General features: G+C 67.1%; 21 protein-coding genes. 11 read left to right on the top strand and 10 right to left on the bottom strand.

Annotated elements, in window-relative coordinates:
* Positions 1-27: 27 nt before the first annotated feature.
* Positions 28-231 (top strand): hypothetical protein, encoded by a 204-nt coding sequence (locus CQY20_RS11225; protein WP_234816199.1) that lies wholly within the window; start codon positions 28-30, stop codon positions 229-231.
* Here the strand turns inward: CQY20_RS11225 and leuA are convergent.
* The 7 genes from leuA to glnT form a co-directional block, all read right to left on the bottom strand.
* A complete protein-coding gene (gene leuA, locus CQY20_RS11220) occupies positions 212-2,053 on the bottom strand; it encodes a 2-isopropylmalate synthase (protein ID WP_097940155.1) in 1,842 nt (613 codons plus the stop codon). The two genes, CQY20_RS11225 and leuA, sit on opposite strands and share 20 nt — an antisense overlap.
* Before the next feature lie 273 nt (positions 2,054-2,326).
* Complete coding sequence (locus CQY20_RS11215; RefSeq protein WP_163701140.1) at positions 2,327-2,974, bottom strand: type II toxin-antitoxin system RelB family anti-toxin; 648 nt, start codon at positions 2,972-2,974, stop codon at positions 2,327-2,329.
* A 10-nt stretch (positions 2,975-2,984) separates the two neighbouring features.
* Positions 2,985-4,172 (bottom strand): NAD(P)/FAD-dependent oxidoreductase, encoded by a 1,188-nt coding sequence (locus CQY20_RS11210; protein ID WP_097940153.1) that lies wholly within the window; start codon positions 4,170-4,172, stop codon positions 2,985-2,987.
* Positions 4,169-5,530, bottom strand: a complete 1,362-nt coding sequence (locus tag CQY20_RS11205; protein WP_097940152.1) for an FMN-binding glutamate synthase family protein — start codon at positions 5,528-5,530, stop codon at positions 4,169-4,171. The genes CQY20_RS11210 and CQY20_RS11205 overlap by 4 nt, the downstream gene beginning before the upstream one ends.
* Positions 5,530-6,216: a GltB/FmdC/FwdC-like GXGXG domain-containing protein gene (locus CQY20_RS11200; protein WP_097940151.1), complete on the bottom strand. Its 687-nt coding sequence runs from the start codon at positions 6,214-6,216 to the stop codon at positions 5,530-5,532. Before CQY20_RS11200 ends, CQY20_RS11205 begins: the two co-directional genes overlap by 1 nt.
* A complete protein-coding gene (locus CQY20_RS11195; protein ID WP_097940150.1) occupies positions 6,204-7,100 on the bottom strand; it encodes a class II glutamine amidotransferase domain-containing protein in 897 nt (298 codons plus the stop codon). Before CQY20_RS11195 ends, CQY20_RS11200 begins: the two co-directional genes overlap by 13 nt.
* Before the next feature lie 28 nt (positions 7,101-7,128).
* Positions 7,129-8,436, bottom strand: coding sequence for a type III glutamate--ammonia ligase (gene glnT, locus CQY20_RS11190; RefSeq protein WP_097940149.1), 1,308 nt, complete (start codon positions 8,434-8,436; stop codon positions 7,129-7,131).
* A gap of 144 nt (positions 8,437-8,580) precedes the next feature.
* Between glnT and CQY20_RS11185 the strand changes: the two genes are divergently transcribed.
* A complete protein-coding gene (locus tag CQY20_RS11185; RefSeq protein ID WP_097940216.1) occupies positions 8,581-9,036 on the top strand; it encodes a hypothetical protein in 456 nt (151 codons plus the stop codon).
* A 30-nt stretch (positions 9,037-9,066) separates the two neighbouring features.
* The gene (locus tag CQY20_RS11180) at positions 9,067-10,050 is read left to right on the top strand and encodes a bile salt hydrolase (protein WP_097940215.1); all 984 of its coding nucleotides are present in this window, start codon (positions 9,067-9,069) and stop codon (positions 10,048-10,050) included.
* A gap of 3 nt (positions 10,051-10,053) precedes the next feature.
* Here the strand turns inward: CQY20_RS11180 and CQY20_RS11175 are convergent, their stop codons facing one another.
* Positions 10,054-10,656: a nitroreductase family protein gene (locus CQY20_RS11175; protein ID WP_097940148.1), complete on the bottom strand. Its 603-nt coding sequence runs from the start codon at positions 10,654-10,656 to the stop codon at positions 10,054-10,056.
* Between the two features lie 87 nt (positions 10,657-10,743).
* On the opposite strand from CQY20_RS11175, the gene CQY20_RS11170 reads away from it, so the two are divergent.
* From CQY20_RS11170 to CQY20_RS11160, 3 genes are all read left to right on the top strand, one after another.
* Complete coding sequence (locus CQY20_RS11170; protein ID WP_097940147.1) at positions 10,744-12,009, top strand: aspartate kinase; 1,266 nt, start codon at positions 10,744-10,746, stop codon at positions 12,007-12,009.
* A 12-nt stretch (positions 12,010-12,021) separates the two neighbouring features.
* Positions 12,022-13,056 carry an aspartate-semialdehyde dehydrogenase gene (locus tag CQY20_RS11165; protein ID WP_097940146.1) on the top strand — a complete coding sequence of 345 codons (1,035 nt, stop codon included), beginning with the start codon at positions 12,022-12,024 and terminating at the stop codon, positions 13,054-13,056.
* 79 nt (positions 13,057-13,135) lie between these two features.
* Positions 13,136-14,227 (top strand): DUF4185 domain-containing protein, encoded by a 1,092-nt coding sequence (locus tag CQY20_RS11160; RefSeq protein ID WP_163701428.1) that lies wholly within the window; start codon positions 13,136-13,138, stop codon positions 14,225-14,227.
* 4 nt (positions 14,228-14,231) lie between these two features.
* Here the strand turns inward: CQY20_RS11160 and CQY20_RS34795 are convergent, their stop codons facing one another.
* Positions 14,232-14,378, bottom strand: coding sequence for a hypothetical protein (locus tag CQY20_RS34795; RefSeq protein WP_163701143.1), 147 nt, complete (start codon positions 14,376-14,378; stop codon positions 14,232-14,234).
* A 125-nt stretch (positions 14,379-14,503) separates the two neighbouring features.
* Positions 14,504-15,193 (bottom strand): PAS and ANTAR domain-containing protein, encoded by a 690-nt coding sequence (locus CQY20_RS11155; protein ID WP_097940144.1) that lies wholly within the window; start codon positions 15,191-15,193, stop codon positions 14,504-14,506.
* A gap of 111 nt (positions 15,194-15,304) precedes the next feature.
* On the opposite strand from CQY20_RS11155, the gene CQY20_RS11150 reads away from it, so the two are divergent.
* The 5 genes from CQY20_RS11150 to CQY20_RS11130 all read left to right on the top strand — a co-directional run bounded on the left by CQY20_RS11150 (position 15,305) and on the right by CQY20_RS11130 (position 18,953).
* Entirely contained in the window at positions 15,305-15,736 is a 432-nt protein-coding gene (locus CQY20_RS11150) for a hypothetical protein (RefSeq protein ID WP_174814710.1), read from the top strand.
* Between the two features lie 93 nt (positions 15,737-15,829).
* Positions 15,830-16,234 carry a Fur family transcriptional regulator gene (locus CQY20_RS11145; protein WP_097940213.1) on the top strand — a complete coding sequence of 135 codons (405 nt, stop codon included), beginning with the start codon at positions 15,830-15,832 and terminating at the stop codon, positions 16,232-16,234.
* Positions 16,235-16,280: 46 nt separating this feature from the next.
* Entirely contained in the window at positions 16,281-17,765 is a 1,485-nt protein-coding gene (locus CQY20_RS11140) for a catalase (protein ID WP_097940143.1), read from the top strand.
* A 113-nt stretch (positions 17,766-17,878) separates the two neighbouring features.
* Complete coding sequence (locus tag CQY20_RS11135) at positions 17,879-18,307, top strand: organic hydroperoxide resistance protein (RefSeq protein WP_174814711.1); 429 nt, start codon at positions 17,879-17,881, stop codon at positions 18,305-18,307.
* 4 nt (positions 18,308-18,311) lie between these two features.
* Entirely contained in the window at positions 18,312-18,953 is a 642-nt protein-coding gene (locus tag CQY20_RS11130; protein WP_097940141.1) for a sensor domain-containing protein, read from the top strand.
* Positions 18,954-19,059: the final 106 nt, after the last annotated feature.

Below are 19,059 nucleotides of genomic sequence, written 5' to 3'. Positions count from 1 at the left end.
GATAAGGCCGAACTCCAGGCGGCCGCAGTGAAGTCGGCGACACTCATGTTCGAGGCCGCCGGCTTCACCGCGGCGCCGGAGAGGATTAACGTATTCAGCAGGCTGCTCAACGGCTTTGTGTTCAGCAACCTCACCCTGCCGCCCGAACCGGGCGCGCAGAATGCCGCCGGTCTTGTGGACCGACTGCTGAGCGTCTTCCTCGATCGGGGGGCTAGCGCGACGCGCGATTGACCGCCGACACCACCGCTCGCAGCGACGCAGTGGTGATCGACGTCGCGATGCCGACGCCCCACACGGTCTTACCGCCGACGGACGCCTCGACGTAGGCGGCCGCCTGCGCCTCTTCGCCCGCCGACAACGCGTGCTCGGAGTAATCCAGCACGGAGATGTCAAAACCGATGGCGCCCAACGCATCGACGAATGCGGCGAGCGGACCGTTGCCCGCCCCGACGATCTCGCGTTCCTCGCCGTTGACTTTGACGACGGCCTCGATTCTGTCGGTGCCGCCGTCGACCTCCGAGGCGGTCACCTTCTGCCGTACTCGCTCCAGCGGCCGCACCGGGGCGAGGTACTCCTCGAAGAAGACGTCCCACATCTCCTTCGGCGAGATCTCGCCGCCCTCGCCGTCGGTGATCCGCTGGATCGCCTGGCTGAACTCGATCTGCAGCCGACGCGGCAGCGCCAGCCCGTGGTCGGCCTTCATGATGTAGGCGACGCCGCCCTTGCCGGACTGCGAATTCACCCGGATGACGGCCTCGTACGTGCGGCCGACGTCTTTCGGGTCGATCGGCAGATACGGCACCTGCCAAACGATGTCGTCGACGTCCTTGCCGATGGCGTCGGCGTCGACCTTCATCTGATCGAAGCCCTTGTTGATCGCGTCCTGATGGCTGCCGGAGAACGCGGTGTAGACGAGATCGCCGCCGTACGGGTGGCGTTCGGGTACCGGCAGCTGGTTGCAGTACTCGACGGTGCGCCGGATCTCGTCGATGTTGGAGAAGTCGATCTGCGGGTCGACACCGCGGGAGAACAGGTTCAGCCCCAGCGTGACCAGGCAGACGTTGCCGGTGCGCTCACCGTTGCCGAACAGGCAGCCCTCGATGCGGTCGGCGCCGGCCTGGTAGCCCAATTCGGCTGCGGCGACGGCAGTTCCGCGGTCATTGTGCGGGTGAAGGCTCAGGATGATGGAGTCGCGAGGGGTCAGATGCCGGTGCATCCACTCGATCGAGTCGGCGTAGACGTTGGGCGTGGCCATCTCGACGGTGGCAGGCAGGTTGACGATCAGCGGCACCTCGGGGGTGGGCTGGATGATCTCGGCGACCGCGTTGCAGACGTCGACGGCGTACTCCAGCTCGGTGCCGGTGTAGGACTCGGGGCTGTACTCGAACCGCCACTTCGTGTCGGGGTACTTCTTGGCCTGCTCGACGCACATGCGCGCGCCGTCGGTGGCGATCTTCTTGACCGCCTCGCGGTCGGCGCGGAACACCACGCGCCGCTGCAGGATCGACGTCGAGTTGTAGAAGTGCACGATCGCCCGCGGCGCACCCTCGCAGGCCTCAAAGGTCCGCTCGATCAGCTCGGGCCGGCACTGCGTCAGCACCTGGATCGTGACGTCGTCGGGGATGACGCCCTCAGTGATGATCTCGCGGACGAAGTCGAAGTCGGTCTGGCTGGCCGACGGGAAGCCGACCTCGATCTCCTTGTAGCCCATGCGCACCAGCAGTTCGAACATGCGGCGCTTGCGGGCCGGGCTCATCGGGTCGATCAGCGCCTGGTTGCCGTCGCGCAGGTCCACGGCACACCACAGCGGCGCACGGTCGATGACCTTGTCCGGCCAAGTGCGGTCGAAAGGAACCGGCCCTGTGCTGAACGCCGGGCTTCCGCCCGGCACCTCGTCGGCGAAACTGCGATAACGGCTGACCGGCATCGCCGATCCGCGCTGGGTGTTCCATGCAGGCTGGCCGGGGTTCGGCGGGCCAGCGGGCTTGGTGATCTGGCGTACGGACGCGAAGGCGTCGGGGGAATCCGGGGTTGATTTCGAGAAGGTGGTCACGATGGTTGCTCCGGGAGTAAATGGGACCTCGACCGGCGCATTACGACTACCCGCGACGGGAAGCCGGTCTGGATCAGACCCCGCCGCGGCTGTCGAGGAGGAGCACCCGCTGCACGCGGCCAACTGTACTCCGCACCCCCGCGCCCCACAAAATGCGGGTCACCATGCGCCCTATCTGGGCTTTTGCCTGGCCGCCCTGCCGCGAGCGCTCACCTGTGTACGGTTCGGGGCCCGAATTCTGTACCTAGCTCAGCGCTCACCGGGGCTAAGAAGCTAGATCTGCGAATCCGGGAACGCGATCACCGACAGGAAGCGGATCGGCACCTCGATGAGGTCGACCGGGCCGTGGGCGCCCTCGCCGTCGATCTGCAGCGAATCGCCCGGCTCCAGGCGGTACACCGAGCGGCTGTGGCTGTAGTCCATGACGCCCTCGAGCATGTAGATGAACTCGGTGCCGGGATGCTGAAACAACGGGTAGGTCTTGCTCTTCGCCGACAGCGTGACCTGCAGGCATTCCAGCCGCTTGTGCTCGCCGCGCAGCGACCCCAGCAGCTGGTACTCGTGGCCCTCCTTGGTCCCGTTGCGCACGATGCGCGCGCCCGTGCCCGCCTTCACGAACGCCGCAGGCCGTTCCACCTCGGCGCCGCGGAACAGGCTGGTGACCGGCACGTCGAAACCCTTCGCCAGCAGCGCCAGCGTGGACAGGCTGCACGACGTCTGGGCGTTTTCGATCTTGCTCATCATCGCCTTTGAAATGCCCACGCGCGCAGCCATTTCCGCGACGGTCAGACCCTGCTGCAACCGCAGCTGACGCACGTTGCGGCCGATCGCGGCCTCGAACTCGAGGTCCTCCACCGGCGCGTGCGGATCCCGGTCGCGGGCGATGCCGGACTGGTTGCGCAGCAGCGGGATTTCACTCATGACCGCTTGTCTACCGCATCTGGCCCGCGCCGACATACGGGTACGGCGTCGTGAGCAGGTCGTTTTCGGCGAACCGGGACAACCGGAAGTCGGTCTCCGGGATCCGCGGGTCGGTGCTGTGGCCGTCGATGACCAGGTCGGCGACCAACTTGCCGACCGCGGGCGAGATCTTGAAACCGTGGCCGCTGAAGCCGGCCGCGACGATCAGCCCGTCTAGCGGGGTCCTGCTGATCACGGGGTTCCAGTCCGGCGTGACGTCGTAGCAGCCGGCATAGCTGGTGCGGATCGCCGCGCCGGTGAACCCAGGGAAGCGGGTGCTGACCTTGTCGACCGTGAGGTCGACGAACGCCTCGGTCGCGCGGTTGAGGTAGTTGTCCGGGTCAGCCTCCTCGACGTCGGACAGGTCGCTGTTGCCGAACAGGATGTCGCCGCCGACCTCGGGTCGGAGGTACTGCAGCGAAACCAGGTCGGAGAACACCGGCACGCGGCCGATGTCGACGCCCGGTGCGATGGTGACGATCTGCTCGCGGACCACGCGGATCGGCACGTCGATGTCGTAGGGGGCGAGCAGCGGCCTGGTCCACACGCCGGCGGCGACGACGACGGTGCCCGCCGAGACCACGCCGCCGTCGGCCAGCCGGACGCCCGTGACCGCGTCGCCGTCGACCAGCAGTCCGTTTACGGTGGCGCCCTGCCGGATCTGCACCCCCGCCGCGCGCGCCGCGATCGCGAACGCCTGCGCGGTCTGATAGGCGTCGCCGTAGCCGCCGCGGGCCTCCCAGCCGAACGCGGCGAACGGCGACAGGTCGGCGAACGGCCACATCTTCGCGACGTCAGCGCGGTCGATCTCCTCGGTCTGCACGCCGACGGCTCGTTGTGCGGCAAGGCTTTTGCGCATCTCTTCGACATTGGGCTCGCCGACGCCGACGACGTAGCCGGTCTGGCGGAAGCCGATATCGTCGCCGAAGATCTCATGCGCCTGCTCGAAGACCTCCAGCCCGACCGTGGCCATCGCGGCCAGCGAGCTGACTCCGTAGTGGCAGCGCACGATGCCGCTGGACTTTCCCGTCATGCCGGATGCGACGGTATTGCGTTCGGCGACAATAACATCGGTGACGCCGCGCCGACTCAACGCCCACGCCGCAGCGGCGCCCTCGATGCCGCCGCCGACGACGACGACATCGGCTGTTTCGCTCATCGCGACCCTGGAATCCAGTCGGTGCCCGCCAGAGGAACCCGGGCCATCGCGGCCGCCTCGATCGTCACGGCGACCAGATCCTCCGGCTCGAGGTGGCACACGTGGGCCTTGCCGCAGGCGCGCGCGATGGTCTGTGCCTCCATCGTCAGCACGCGCAGATAGTTGGCCAGCCGCCGCCCGCCCTCGACAGGATCGAACCGCGCGGCCAGCTCCGGGTCCTGCGTGCTGATGCCCGCCGGGTCGGTGCCGTCCTGGAAGTCGTCGAAGAAACCCGCCGCGCTGCCGAGCTTTTGGTATTCGGCCTCGTATCGGGGGTGGTTGTCGCCCAACGCGATCAGCGCGGCCGTGCCGATCGCGACAGCGTCGGCGCCCAACGCGAGTGCCTTGGCGACGTCGGCGCCGCTGCGGATGCCGCCCGACACGATCAATTGAACGGATTTCTTCCCCGTCCCTTCGCTCGCCCCGGCCCGATGCACCCCGAGCTCGGCCAGCGCCTGCACCGCCTGCGGGACCGCGGCCAGCGTCGGGATGCCGACGTGTTCGATGAACACCTCCTGCGTCGCAGCGGTGCCGCCCTGCATGCCGTCGACGACGACCACGTCTGCGCCCGCGTGCACGGCCAGTTTCACGTCGTAGTAGGTGCGGGTTGCGCCGACCTTGACGTAGATGGGCTTCTCCCAGTCGGTGATCTCGCGGAGCTCGTTGATTTTGATGGTCAGGTCGTCGGGTCCGGTCCAGTCGGGATGCCTGCACGCCGAACGCTGATCGATGCCTTCGGGCAGCGTGCGCATCCCGGCGACGCGCGGCGAGATCTTCTGGCCGAGCAGCATGCCGCCGCCGCCCGGTTTGGCGCCCTGGCCGAGCACCACCTCGATCGCGTCGGCCTTCCGGAGGTCGTCCGGGTTCATGCCGTAGCGCGACGGAAGATATTGGTACACCAGGTATTTGCTCTGGCCGCGCTCCTCCGGAGTCATCCCGCCGTCGCCGGTGGTGGTCGACGTGCCAACCTCGCTCGCACCACGGCCCAGCGCCTCCTTGGCGGGGCCGGACAGCGCGCCGAAGCTCATGCCGGCGATCGTGATCGGAATATCCAGGTGCAGCGGATGTTTGGCGTAGCGATCGCCGAGGACAACGTCGGTGTCGCAGCGCTCGCGGTACCCCTCCAGTGGGTAGCGCGACATCGACGCACCCAGGAACAGCAGGTCGTCGAAGTGGGGGAGTGGGCGTTTGGCGCCCCATCCGCGGATGTCGTAGATGCCGGTTTCGGCCGCGCGCTGTATTGCCGCGATGGTCGGCCGGTCAAAGGTGGCCGATTCGCGCAGTCCCAGGCGGGCGCGGTCATCGATCGAATAGCTCATCAGTAGCTCGCAGCGTTGTCGACGTGGAAGTGGTACAGGGCGCGCGCTGATCCGTAGCGGGTGTAGGCGCTGGTGTCGTCGTCCTCGAAACCGGCTGCCTTCAACAGGTATTCGAGCTCCTGGTGATGCTCGGCGGTCATCTCCTTGGCGACACAGTCCGCGCCGAGGGAGGCGACTTCGCCGCGCACGTAGATGCGCGCTTCGTAGATCGAGTCGCCCAGCGCCTCGCCCGCATCACCGCGGACCACCAGCCGGCCCGCCTGCGCCATGAAAGCGCTCATGTGTCCGACGTTGCCGCCGACGACGATGTCGACCCCTTTCATCGAAATCCCGCACCGCGCAGCGGCATTGCCTTCGATAACGAGCAGTCCGCCGTGGGCGGTGGCACCTGCCGACTGCGACGCGTTGCCTTTCACCCACACCGTGCCGCTCATCATGTTCTCGGCGACGCCGGTGCCCGCATTCCCGGTGATGGTGACCTCGGCCTGCTGGTTCATCCCCGCGGCGTAGTAGCCGACGTGACCGTCCACGGTGATCTTCACCGGCGCGTTGACGCCGACGGCGACGTTGTGTGCGCCGTCGGGATGGCCGATGAGGAAATCGCCGGACAGGTCTGGCGCATGCAGTGCCGCGTTGACGTCGCGCAGCGGCATCCGGCGCAGGTCGTAGCCGACTACCGTGTCCATGCGTAGACCACCTCCGGTTCCGGCTCCCAGATCACGGCGTCCTCGACTCCGGGAAGGCCTGCAAGAGCGCGGTATTCGCTGCCGACGGCCACCCAGTTGGCGGTTTCGGCGATCACGGCCGGTTTGCATGCGATCGCGTCGCGCACCACCGCGAACGAGTCCCGGTTGGACACCAGCAGCGTGTAGAAGCCGTCGAACGTCGCGCAGAGTTCCTTCAGCGCGGACTCGACGTCGCGGCCGTCGGCCAACTGCTTGGCGACGAACCGCGCGCCGACTTCGGTGTCGTTCTCACTGTCGAATTCGACGCCGGCCGCACGCAATTGACGTCGGATCGTGGCGTGGTTGGCGAACGAGCCGTTGTGCACCATGCATTGCTGCGGGCCCACGGTATAGGGATGGCAGCCCGCCGGGGTCACCGCCGACTCGGTGGCCATCCTGGTGTGGCCGACGCCTTGCCAGCCCTGCGCCTTGGTCAGGCCCCACGCCTCGGTCAACGCGCGCGGATGGCCGACGCCCTTGAGCACGGCCATGTCCGCGCCGAAGCCCGCGATCAACGCGGTCGGGTAGGCGGCCCTGACTGCGGCGAGCAATTCGGCGGAGTCCGCGTCGGCGGTCAACAAGTACGCAGCGTCGACGGCAGAAACCGACACATCGCAGCCGGTCTGCGCGCTGACGGTGGCCGCGACGGTTTCGGCGTCGTCGGCGACGTCGACCACCGAGACGCAACCGCGCCCCGGCGGCGACCAGGTCGGGTCGCCGTACACCGCGACTCCGGTCGAGTCGCTGCCGCGGTTGCCCATCTCGCAGAGCATCCCCGTCAACAGTTCACCCAGCCTCGGGTAGAGCTCAGGGTTGCGTAGATGCAACCCAACGATCCCGCACATGAATTGACTCCTCAAGTGTTTCGCGTCTTTAGAAGGCGGTGAGGTAGGTGTCGATCTCCCACGGCGTCACGGCGCTGTGGTAGTCGAAGAACTCCTCGCGTTTGACCTTGACGAAATAGGCGGCCACGCCGTCGCCGACAGCGTCGAGCACGCCGGTGATGACTGGGTCGGCCTCCAACTCGTCGACGGCGTGCAGCAGGGTGGGCGGCAGCGGTCGTGCCGTCGTTGCCGCGCCCACGGCGCCGGGGTCGGCGCTGCGTTTGATCCCGTCGATGCCCGCACCCAGCGCGGCCGCGATGGCAAGGTATGGGTTGGCCGACCCGTCGCTGCCGCGCAGTTCGATGCGGGTGGAGTCAGGAACCCTGATGTAGTGGGTGCGGTCGTTGCCGCCGTACGTCGGCGTCCGCGGCGCCCACGACGCGCCCGACGACGTGGAGGTGGCGCCGGTTCGCTTGTAGGAGTTGACCGTTGGAGCCACCACCGCCTGCAGGGCGCAGGCGTGCTCGAGGATGCCGCCGACGAAGCCGTACGCGGTGTCGGACAGGCCGAGGCCGCGCGAGTCGTCGTCGGCGGGGAAGACCGGTGTGCCGCCGCTGGTCAGCGACAGGTGCAAATGCAGTCCGCTGCCGGTCTTCTCGGAGAACGGCTTGGGCATGAAGGTGGCCACCATGCCGCGTTCGGCGGCGATCACCGACAGCAGGTAGCGCAGTGTCACCACGCGATCGGCGGTGGTCAGCGCGTCGGCGAACTGGAAGTTCTGCTCGAACTGGCCGTTGCCGTCCTCGTGGTCGTTGGCGTAGTTCGACCAGCCGAGCTGGTTCATCGCCGCGGAGATCGCGGTGAGGTGGTCGTACATCCGCGTGACGCCGCGCGCGTCGTAGCAGGGTTGCGCGGCGGTGTCGGCGGCGTCGGCGACCGCAAGGCCGCCGTCGCCGTTGCGGCGCAGCAGGAAATACTCCACCTCGGCGCCCACCCACGGTTCGAAACCGGCGTCGGCGGCCTGCTGGATCAGCGCCTTGAGGATGACTCGCGGCGCGTACGGCCACGGCTTGCCCTCGACGTGCGGATCGCAATGCACGATCGCGAGGCCGTCCTTGATGAACGGGATGGGCAGAAACGAGGCCGGATCCGGAATCGCCATCATGTCAGGGTCTTTCGGCTCCTGACCCATCGCCCCGACGGCATAACCGGCGAACCCGACGCCTTCGGTGGCGAGCAGGTCGACGGCCTCGACGGGAACCAGTTTCGCGCACGGCTTTCCGCGCAGGTCGACGAACAACGCGAGGATGAATTTCGTTGCTGACTGCTCAGCGAGTGTGGCGAGGTCGGTGGACATCACTGCACCTTGTCTCGAGTTCGGAATTGATCGCGGCCTCCCGACGGCCGATCACTGGCAGTAGACGCTGTTTCTGTTACGTAGACTGCGTCGCCGTGTTGCGGGCACGTTACGACTCGGCGGCGGCCCGCTAGAGTGGCCGCGATGAGACTGGATCGGCGCTGGTGGGTCGCCATTGCCGTGGTGGTGGTCGTGCTCGTGGCGCTCGGGGTGTCGCAGACCGGCCTGTTCGGGCGCTCGTCGCAGGAGTGCGCACCGGTGAAGGACATGCTGGCCTTCAACCGCGAACAGTCCCAGCAGATCGAGTCCAAATTCGGTGACGCCGAGGGAGTTCCGACGCCCGCCGAGGACATCGCCTATCAGGCGTGGGCGGACGGCCTTGCCGAACGCGCGGGCAAGATCACCGCGCCCGACCTCGCCGGAACCGCGACGCAACTGGCCTACCTGGCCAACGAGTTCGTCGGGACGCTGCCCGAGATTCGCGCTCAGTCCGCGTCGCGGGCACCTGGCGCGCCGGCCCCGCCCGCTGCCTACGAGGCGATGGCGCTCAACGGCCAGATCCTCGAGAAGATCAAGGCGCTGGCCGACGCCTGCAAATGACCGGCGGTAAGACCGCTTACAGTGCATCTCATGTGCACACGTGTGGTCTATCTGGGCACCGGTGAGCGAATCGTCACCGGCCGGTCGATGGACTGGAAATACGAGATCGCAACCAACCTGTGGGCCTTCCCGCGCGGAGTGAAGCGCACCGGCCAGGCCGGTCCCGATTCGGCGGAGTGGACCGCGAAGTACGGCAGCGTGGTGGCGACGGGCTACGACATCTGCACGACCGACGGCGTCAACGAAGCCGGCCTGGCCGCCAACCTGCTGTGGCTGGCCGAAAGCCAGTACCCCGCCAACACCGGCGACCGGCCCGCGATGGCGCTGTCGCTGTGGGCGCAGTACGTGCTGGACAACTTCGCCACCGTCGCCGAGGCGGTCGCCGCGCTGACGGCCACGCCGCTGCGCGTGGTAACGGCGCAGGTGCCGGGCGAGGACCGGTTGGCCACTCTGCATCTGGCCATCTCGGATGCCGGCGGCGACAGCGCCATCGTCGAGTACATCGACGGCGAGCAGGTCATCCACCACAGCCGCGAATACCAGGTGATGACGAACTCGCCGACCTTCGACAAACAGCTGGCGATCAACGAGTACTGGCGCGAAATCGGCGGCACCGTGATGCTACCGGGCACCAACCGCGCCGCCGACCGCTTCGTGCGGGCGTCGTTCTACGTCAACGCCGTGGAGCAGACCGCCGACCCGGTGCTGGCGGTCGCGGCGGTCTTCTCGGTGATGCGCAACGTGTCGGTGCCCTACGGGATCTCGACGCCCGATGAACCCAACATCTCCAGCACCCGGTGGCGCACCGTCGTCGATCACACTTCGCTGCGCTACTTCTTCGAATCGGCGTTGGCGCCCAACACGTTCTGGGTCGATCTGAAGAACCTGGATTTCACCGAGGGCGCGCCGGTGAAGAAGCTGGACCTCGGCGACGCGGAGCGCACGATCTACGCGGGCGACGCCAGCGCAGCGTTCGAGGTGGCCGAACCGTTCACCTTCATGGCCGTGGCCTGATCACTACAGCGCCAGCGGCTTGCCCCAGCCGCCGGAGAACGCGACCTCCTCGAGCGGCAGTCGCTGTCGGCCGCGGGCGTCGCGTTCGACGATCTCCTGCGGCGCGTTGTCGTAGTCGCCGAGCGAGCCGACGGCGACGACGGCCACCGGCCGCACACCGGCCGGGATGCCGAACGCCTCGACGGCGCCGTCGGCGTTGAACCCGGCCATCGGGTGCGCGATCAGGCCCCGCGACACCGCCTCGATGCTCAACTGCGCGATCGCCGCGCCCGCGTCGACCGCCGCATACCGGGCGGTGCGCTCGTCTTCGCCCTCGTCGATGCAGACCAGGATCAGCGCGCCCGCGGCATGGGCGTAGCGGTTGCCCTTCTTCAGCAGTTCGGTGATCGCGGTGAACGTCGCATCGCCGCGCCGCCCCACGATGAACCGGACCGGCTGCCGGTGCCCCCAGGTCGCCGCCCACCGCGCGGCCTCCAGGACGGCCACCAGCTGCTCGGTGTCCAGCACCGCGTCGGGGTCGAACATCCGCGGACTCCACCGCGCGGCGATGGGCGGGTGAATCGGCACCCGGGTGGTGGCGTGCCGACTGGTCGGGCTATCGGTCACGTGACGACGCTACCGGCCGAAAAATTCGAGTGCGCGCAGCCCTTATCCTTGGTGGGATCTTCTCCAATACCCGAAAGGTTTCTTACAGTGGCGCTCGTCGTACAGAAGTACGGCGGATCCTCGGTGGCCGACGCCGAGCGGATCCGCCGCGTCGCTGAGCGCATCGTCGAGACCAAGAAGCAGGGCAACGACGTCGTCGTGGTCGTCTCCGCCATGGGCGACACCACCGACGACCTGCTTGACCTGGCCAAACAGGTGTGCCCCGCGCCACCTGCCCGGGAAATGGACATGCTGCTCACCGCCGGTGAGCGAATCTCCAACGCGCTGGTTGCGATGGCTATCGACTCGCTGGGCGCCCAGGCCCGCTCGTTCACCGGGTCGCAGGCGGGCGTGATCACCACCGGCACCCACGGCAACGCCAAGATCATCGACGTCACGCCGGGCCGGTTGCAGTCGGCGCTGGACGAGGGCCAGATCGTGCTGGTCGCCGGGTTCCAGGGCGTCAGCCAGGACAGCAAGGACGTCACCACGCTGGGCCGCGGCGGCTCGGACACCACGGCGGTCGCGCTGGCGGCCGCGCTGAAGGCCGACGTGTGCGAGATCTACACCGACGTCGACGGCATCTTCAGCGCCGATCCGCGCATCGTGCCCAACGCGCGCCACCTCGACACCGTCTCGTTCGAGGAGATGCTCGAGATGGCGGCTTGCGGGGCGAAGGTGTTGATGCTGCGCTGCGTGGAATACGCCCGCCGGTACAACGTTCCGATTCACGTTCGGTCGTCGTACACCGATAAGCCAGGAACAATCGTCAAAGGATCGATCGAGGACATCCCCATGGAAGACGCCATTCTGACCGGAGTCGCGCACGACCGCAGCGAGGCCAAGGTCACCGTCGTCGGGTTGCCCGACGTTCCTGGCTATGCCGCGAAGGTGTTCCGCGCGGTGGCCGACGCCGACGTCAACATCGACATGGTGCTGCAGAACATCTCGAAGGTGGAGGACGGCAAGACCGACATCACCTTCACCTGCTCCCGCGACAGCGGACCGGGCGCGGTCGAGAAGCTGACCTCGCTGCAGGAGGAGATCGGCTTCACCAAGGTGCTCTACGACGATCACATCGGCAAGGTGTCGCTGATCGGCGCAGGCATGCGCAGCCACCCTGGCGTCACCGCGACGTTCTGCGAGGCGCTCGCCGAGGTCGGCGTGAACATCGACCTGATCTCCACCTCCGAGATCAGGATCTCGGTGCTGATCAAGGACACCGAACTGGACAAGGCCGTCGCGGCGCTGCACGAGGCGTTCGGCCTCGGCGGCGACGAGGAAGCGGTCGTGTACGCGGGCACGGGACGGTAGGAGCGAGAATCAATGGTCAACATCGGTGTCGTCGGCGCGACCGGACAGGTCGGCCAGGTGATGCGCACGCTGCTCGAGGAACGCGACTTCCCCGCCACCTCGGTGCGGTTCTTCGCGTCGGCCCGCTCGCAGGGCAAGAAGCTGTCGTTCCGCGGGCAGGAGATCGAGGTCGAGGACGCCGCGACCGCCGACCCGTCCGGGCTGGACATCGCGCTGTTCTCCGCGGGCGCGACGATGTCGCGGGTGCAGGCGCCGCGGTTCGCCGAGGCAGGCGCCGTCGTCATCGACAACTCGTCGGCGTGGCGCAAGGACCCCGACGTGCCGCTGGTGGTGAGCGAGGTCAACTACGAGCGCGACGCCCGTAATCGACCAAAGGGCATCATCGCCAACCCGAACTGCACGACGATGGCCGCCATGCCCGTGCTCAAGCCGCTGCACGACGAGGCGCAGTTGGTGCGCATGGTGGCCTCGACGTATCAGGCCGTCTCGGGCAGCGGAATCGCCGGTGTGGAAGAGCTTTTCAGCCAGGCCTCCGCGGTGGTCGGCGACAGCAAGCAGTTGGTGGCCGACGGCAGCGCGCTGGCGTTCCCGCCGCCGAACAAGTACGTCGCACCCATCGCGTTCAACGTGGTGCCGCTGGCCGGCTCGCTCGTCGACGACGACTCCGGCGAGACCGACGAGGACCAGAAGCTGCGCAACGAGAGCCGCAAGATCCTCGGCATCCCAGAGCTTTTGGTGAGCGGCACGTGTGTGCGGGTGCCGGTGTACACGGGCCATTCGCTGTCGATCAACGCCGAGTTCGCGCAACCCCTGTCGCCGCAGCGGGCCCGTGAACTGCTCGCCGATGCGCCCGGCGTGAAGCTTGTCGACGTGCCCACGCCGCTGGCCGCCGCCGGCGTCGACGAGTCGCTCGTCGGCCGCATCCGCCAGGATCCCGGCGTGCCCGAGGGCTGCGGCCTCGCGCTGTTCGTGTCCGGCGACAACTTGCGAAAGGGCGCCGCGCTGAACACCATTCAGATCGCCGAATTGCTGGCCGCCGAACTCTGACCCGCATCCTGCCTTGCCGCGAAACGGAATCTACGCAGGCCGTTACTCGCAGTTTCTCTGCTGGAATGCCGTTTCGGCGCTGGTTGCGACGTGTTTGACGGCGGCACCCGTCGCGCACGCGGAGCCGTCGCCGATACCCGCACCGGTGCTGCCGCCGCTCGCGCCTGGGCAGGTGCTGCGCATCGGGCCTACGGCCGGAACCGGCACGCCGACACGGGATTACGGCATCGGTGCCACCGACTTGTGCGAGTTCATGGAGTTCCCCAGCGGCATCCTGCAGGTGTGCGGGGACAGTTTCGCCGGCCAGGGCGTCGGGTTCGGCGGCTGGTACTCGCCGATCGCGTTGCACGTGGAGACCGACTCCATCGACGACCCCGCCGGAGTGCGCTACGACGGCGTGTTCGGCATCGACAAGCCGTTGCTGGCCGATCCGGCGGAGCCCGGCGCCTCGCAGCTGCCCGCGGGCGTGGTGCAGATCAACCGGGAGAACTACATGTTGGTGACGGTCGCGAAGGATCTGCGGCCGCTGAACTCGCGGTTGGTCAAGCCCGACCCGGCGCGCGGCGGGTGGCCGACGGTGCCGGGTTCGCTGCGCGACGCGTCGTACGAAGGCGGCAGGCAGAGCCAGATCAGCGGCTACTACGACCCGATCCCCGCGCCGGATTCGGAGACCGGATGGGTCTATATCGTGGCCAACAACTTCGACCGCAGCGGCCCCGTCGTGCTGTATCGCGCCAAGCGCGAGACGTTCACCGACCGGTCCACCTGGCAGGGCTGGAACGTCGAGAGCGGCTGGGACAACCCCCCGACTCCGCTGTGGCCGGACCGGATCGGCGAGATGAGCATCCGCCAGATCGACGGCAAGACGGTGCTGTCCTACTTCAACGCCACCACCGGCAACATGGAGGTGCGGGTGGCGGAGAATCCCACTCAACTGGGCACCGCGCCGGTGACCACCGTCGTCTACGCCAGCGACTGGCCCGAACCCGCCGAGGTGCTGCCGCCGCCGGAGGTCAACCGATTGGCCCAGCCCTACGGCGGCTACATCTCGCCGGGGTCAACGCTCGACGAACTGCGCGTGTTCATCAGCCAGTGGAACACCGGGCCGCGCGCCAACGCGCCGTATCGGGTCATCCAGTTCGCCGTCAACCCGCTCAAGCCCTGGGACTGACGCGTCAGCGCCAGCGCGGCGGCTGAAACTCGGTGCGGCCGTCGGCCGCTACCGCGGTGAAGGCCTCCCGGGCCAACCGCAGCCACTCACCGAAATCGTCGGCGGTGGCGTTCGTCAAAGCGTTCTGCGCTTCCATGGGATCAATCGTCATGATCACGAGGCGCTGGGGTAATAGCCACCAAGCCACAACTGCCCGACCGCGGGACAGGTTTTCCTATCCGTGCGGTAAGTCCGTGCGGTAAGTCCGTGCGGTGAGCCGCTCCGCGGAAAGCCCCCTTACGATTCGGGCACCGAATCCCGGCCCGCCGCCTTCGCCCGCACCCGCTGGTGCACGGTCAGCAGCAACCGGTCGAATGTCGAACGCGGCGGCAGTGTCTCGTCGTAGTGCAACGTGCGCACGTCGGCGACCAACTGCTCTGCCAACGCGCGCAGCTTGACGTTGGTCTCCTGGGAACGCCACTTGAGCAGGTCGAACGCGGCGTCGGCGTGAATCCGGTAGACGAGCATGAGGATGCCTTTGGCCTGCTCGATGGTCGCGCGGTTCTCCGTGATCTCGGCGACCGCCTCGGTAATGATCGCCGCGCGCGTTTCCTCTGACGGCGTGACATCGATGAAGAAGCCCTGGGTGCCGATCACCTGTCCGGAGTTGTCGTGCATGCGTTCGCCGATGACGACGACCTCGCGGGTGTCGCCGGACACGGTGACGATGCGGTGTCTGGTGCTGAACGGCTTGCGGGTGCGCCGGATCTCGTCCAGCGTCGCGGCCACGTGCTCGTAGTCGTCGGGATGCTTGTGCGACAGCACAAGTTGGGTCGTCGGCGTGACGGTGCCTGGTTCATAGCCGTAGATGCGGGCCACCTCGGGCGACCATTCCCAACGTTCGTCTTCGAAGTAGAAGCGGTACCAACCGAAACGCTGAGGAGCCCCGCCGGTAAGCGCCTGTTCGACCAGCGAATCCTCGCTCATGGCTCCCCCACCGCAATGGTCATGATCAGATTTTTACACGGCGGGTCTTTCATAGCTGATTCATAAGTAATTCAAGAGAAGCGCATCGAATGCCTTTGCAGGCTTTGAGGTATGAGCGAACCAACCGGAACACCTGACGAATCGACAACCCAGCCGACCCCGGCTACCACCGCCCCGCCGCCACCACCGCCCGCCTACGTCGCACCCGAGCTGCAACCGCGGCGCTCACGACTGACCGCCGTCGCCGCGTGGGTCGGCATCGTGGCCGGGATCGTGTTCATCGTCGCCGTCATCTTCTTCAGCGGCTTCGTGCTCGGCACGCACTCGGCCAAGGGTGGCGGCCACCATCGTGGCGATCGCGACTTCGCGATCATCCATCGCGGCGGACCGCCGATGTTCCCGATGGGACCGGGGTTCGGCCACCACCGACGCGACTTCGGCCCAGGCTTTGAACGCCCAGGCCCCGGCTTCGAACGGCCCAGCCCCGGCGCCTCCGAGTCGCCGCAGTCGCCCACCCCGTCCACAACGGCGCCAAGGCCCTGATCAAGCGCACCACAGGGCGGTTTTCTTGACCGATTCCAGAATGCGCGGATACTGGACAATGTGACCGCCGCGCGTGAAACCGATCCTCAGACGATGCTGCGAGCCGCGGGGTTGCGGGTCACCGCGCCGCGCGTCGCGGTGTTGGAAGCTGTTGCGGCAAAACCACATTCGACTGCTGACGACGTGGCGGGCATGGTCCGTCAGACATTGGGGTCGGTGTCGACGCAAGCCGTCTATGACGTGCTGCGGGCATGCGTCGACGCCGGCCTCATCCGCCGTATCGAACCCGCAGGGTCGTCGGCCCGCTACGAGACCCGAATCGCCGACAACCACCACCATGTGGTGTGTCGCAACTGTGGCCGCATCGCCGACGTGGACTGCGTCGTCGGCGAATCACCCTGCCTTCACCACACAAAAGTCGACGGCTTCGAAGTCGACGAGGCAGAGATCGTGTTTTGGGGTACTTGCAATGAGTGTCGTGCGGGCGGAACCGCCTGACCGGCCGCCCAACCACAGTACCAACCACAGTGAGGAGAAGGGGAGGATGGCTGAGAATCCCACGACGAATCCCGCGACGAAGTTCACGACGACCGATTCCGGTGCCCCGGCCCCCAGCGCCGAGCACTCGTTGACCGTAGGGCCGGACGGTCCGATCCTGCTGCAGGACCACTACCTGATCGAGCAGATGGCCAACTTCAACCGGGAACGCATCCCGGAGCGCCAACCGCACGCCAAAGGTGGCGGTGCCTACGGCGTGTTCGAAGTGACTCAGGACGTCAGCCAGTACACGCGAGCGGCGTTCCTGCAGCCCGGCGTGAAAACCGAGATGGTGGCGCGGTTCTCGACGGTGGCCGGCGAACGCGGCAGCCCAGACACGTGGCGTGATCCACGCGGTTTCGCGCTGAAGTTCTACACCAGCGAAGGCAACTTCGACATGGTGGGCAACAACACCCCGATCTTCTTCGTGCGCGATCCGATGAAGTTCCAGAACTTCATCCGCAGCCAGAAGCGCCTGCAGAGGTCGAACCTGCGTGACCACCACATGCAGTGGGACTTCTGGACGCTGTCGCCGGAGTCGGCGCACCAGGTGACCTGGCTGATGGGCGATCGCGGCATCCCGAAGACGTGGCGCCACATGAACGGCTACTCCAGCCACACCTACAGCTGGATCAACGCCAACAACGAGTTGTTCTGGGTCAAATACCATTTCAAGACCGACCAGGGCATCGACTTCCTGACACAGGAGGAAGCAGATCGCCTCGCCGGTGAGGACGCCGACTACCACCAGCGCGACCTGTACACGGCCATCGAGGAGGGCAACTTCCCGAGCTGGACGCTGTATGTGCAGATCATGCCGTTCGAGGAGGCCAAGACCTACCGGTTCAACCCGTTCGACCTGACCAAGGTGTGGCCGCACGGCGATTACCCGCTGCACGAGGTTGGCAAGATGACGCTGAACCGCAACGTCACCGACTACCACGCCGAGATCGAGCAGGCCGCGTTCGAGCCGAACAACCTGGTGCCCGGCACCGGTCTGAGCCCGGACAAGATGCTGCTGGCCCGCGGGTTCTCCTACTCCGACGCGCACCGCGCCCGGCTCGGGGTGAACTACAAGCAGATCCCGGTCAACGAGCCGCGCGTCGAGGTCCGCGCCTACTCCAAGGACGGCGCGATGCGCATCCGCAACGTCACCGACCCGGTGTACACGCCGAACTCGATGGGCGGGCCGGAAGTCGACCCGAGGCGCGCCGCCGAGGTGCACTGGGCATCCGACGGCGACATGGTGCGCGCCGCCTATTCACTGCGCCGCGACGATGACGACTGGGGTCAGGCGGGCACCCTGGTCCGCGAGGTGCTCGACGACGCTGCGCGAGATCGCCTCGTGCACAACATCGTCGGCCACGTGTCGAAGGGTGTGCGCGAGCCCGTGCTGTCGCGGGTGTTCGAGTACTGGCGCAACGTCGACCCCGATCTGGGCAAGAAAGTCGAGGAAGGTGTGCGCGCGAAACTCGACGGCAACGGCGCGTAGCCGATTACCTAGGCCAATTATCTAGGCCAACCGACGGACGCCCCGGTCATCCCCGCAGCCCATGGTGACCGGGGCGTCTTGCCGTCTGGCCGTCTGCTGGCATGATCAAGCCCATGAGCATCGAAGTCATTTTCACGTCAGAGTCCACCGCAACCGGAGGTGGCCGCGACGGCCACGTGAAGTCTTCGAGCGGCCGCATCGATCTGGACACCCGGCCGCCCAAGGAGGCGGGCGGCAGCGGCGAAGGCACCAACCCCGAAGAGCTGTTCTCGGCCGGCTACGCCGCATGCTTCCTCGGCGCGCTGCGCCTCGTCGCCCGCAACGAGAAGATCGATCTCGACGACGCCACCGGCATCACCGCGCAGGTCGGCTTCGGCAAGGATTCCGACGGCGGCTTCGGCATCAACGCGCACCTGATCGGCTATCTGCCCGGGCTCGAGCAGAGCCAGGCCGAGGAGCTGATGAAGAAGGCCCACGAGGTCTGCCCATACTCGAAGGCCACCCGCAACAACATCGACGTCAAGCTGTCCGCGAAGGTCTGACCACATGCGAACCGCCGCCCTCGCCGGCGTCGGTCTGGCGGTCGGCCTCGCTGTGGCCGCCCCCGCGGACGCCCGGCCGTCTGATCCCGGCGTGGTGAACTACGCCGTGCTCGGCAAGGGATCTGTCGGCAACATCGTCGGCGCGACAATGCGGTCCGAGTCGATGATGGACGACCCGGTCCAGACGTTCTGGGTCGACAACCCGGTGTGCAACAACTGGGCCGACATCGGCTTGCCGGAGGTCTACCTCGACCCCGACCTGGCGTCGTTCAACGGCGCGGCGACGCAGGAGTCGCCGACCGATCAGACCCACTTCGTCAAGCAGGCCGTCGGCGTGTTCGCCACCAACGAGGCCGCCGAGCGAGCATTCCACCGCGTCGTCGACCGCACCGTCGGATGTTCGGGTCAGACCACGGCCATGCATCTGGACAACCTCACCACACAGGTGTGGTCGTTCACCGGCGGTCCGGCGACGGCCACCGAGGCCGACTGGGTGAAGCAGGAAGCCGGCACCGACCGGCGCTGCTTCAACACCACCCGGCTGCGGGAGAACGTTCTGCTACAGGCGAAAGTGTGTCAGCCCGGCAACGGCGGACCCGCGGTGAACGTGCTGGCAGGCGCGATGCAGAACACATTGGGCCAATAGCTCGCGGCGATTTCGGCCAGACGTCATCGTCTCGTCACCGAAAATGGACGGGAAATTGTCAGTGGGCTCGCCCAAGATGGACGAAAGGCCGCGATCGTCCAGACCC

It is taken from the genome of Mycolicibacterium agri, from assembly GCF_002553505.1.
Classification (GTDB): Bacteria; Actinomycetota; Actinomycetes; order Mycobacteriales; family Mycobacteriaceae; genus Mycobacterium; species Mycobacterium agri.
This window is presented reverse-complemented; position numbering and strand designations above follow the sequence as displayed.

What these genes read in the sequence shown, in the direction of transcription:
- CQY20_RS11215 (WP_163701140.1), bottom strand. Translation starts at nt 2,974, where the DNA reads ATGAGTGAAATCCCGCTGCTGCGCAACCAGTCCGGCATCGCCCGCGAC.
- CQY20_RS11210 (WP_097940153.1), bottom strand. Translation starts at nt 4,172, where the DNA reads ATGAGCGAAACAGCCGATGTCGTCGTCGTCGGCGGCGGCATCGAGGGC.
- CQY20_RS11205 (WP_097940152.1), bottom strand. Translation starts at nt 5,530, where the DNA reads ATGAGCTATTCGATCGATGACCGCGCCCGCCTGGGACTGCGCGAATCG.
- CQY20_RS11200 (WP_097940151.1), bottom strand. Translation starts at nt 6,216, where the DNA reads ATGGACACGGTAGTCGGCTACGACCTGCGCCGGATGCCGCTGCGCGAC.
- CQY20_RS11195 (WP_097940150.1), bottom strand. Translation starts at nt 7,100, where the DNA reads ATGTGCGGGATCGTTGGGTTGCATCTACGCAACCCTGAGCTCTACCCG.
- glnT (WP_097940149.1), bottom strand. Translation starts at nt 8,436, where the DNA reads ATGTCCACCGACCTCGCCACACTCGCTGAGCAGTCAGCAACGAAATTC.
- CQY20_RS11185 (WP_097940216.1), top strand. Translation starts at nt 8,581, where the DNA reads ATGAGACTGGATCGGCGCTGGTGGGTCGCCATTGCCGTGGTGGTGGTC.
- CQY20_RS11180 (WP_097940215.1), top strand. Translation starts at nt 9,067, where the DNA reads ATGTGCACACGTGTGGTCTATCTGGGCACCGGTGAGCGAATCGTCACC.
- CQY20_RS11165 (WP_097940146.1), top strand. Translation starts at nt 12,022, where the DNA reads ATGGTCAACATCGGTGTCGTCGGCGCGACCGGACAGGTCGGCCAGGTG.
- CQY20_RS34795 (WP_163701143.1), bottom strand. Translation starts at nt 14,378, where the DNA reads ATGACGATTGATCCCATGGAAGCGCAGAACGCTTTGACGAACGCCACC.
- CQY20_RS11155 (WP_097940144.1), bottom strand. Translation starts at nt 15,193, where the DNA reads ATGAGCGAGGATTCGCTGGTCGAACAGGCGCTTACCGGCGGGGCTCCT.
- CQY20_RS11150 (WP_174814710.1), top strand. Translation starts at nt 15,305, where the DNA reads ATGAGCGAACCAACCGGAACACCTGACGAATCGACAACCCAGCCGACC.
- CQY20_RS11145 (WP_097940213.1), top strand. Translation starts at nt 15,830, where the DNA reads ATGCTGCGAGCCGCGGGGTTGCGGGTCACCGCGCCGCGCGTCGCGGTG.
- CQY20_RS11140 (WP_097940143.1), top strand. Translation starts at nt 16,281, where the DNA reads ATGGCTGAGAATCCCACGACGAATCCCGCGACGAAGTTCACGACGACC.
- CQY20_RS11135 (WP_174814711.1), top strand. Translation starts at nt 17,879, where the DNA reads ATGAGCATCGAAGTCATTTTCACGTCAGAGTCCACCGCAACCGGAGGT.
- CQY20_RS11130 (WP_097940141.1), top strand. Translation starts at nt 18,312, where the DNA reads ATGCGAACCGCCGCCCTCGCCGGCGTCGGTCTGGCGGTCGGCCTCGCT.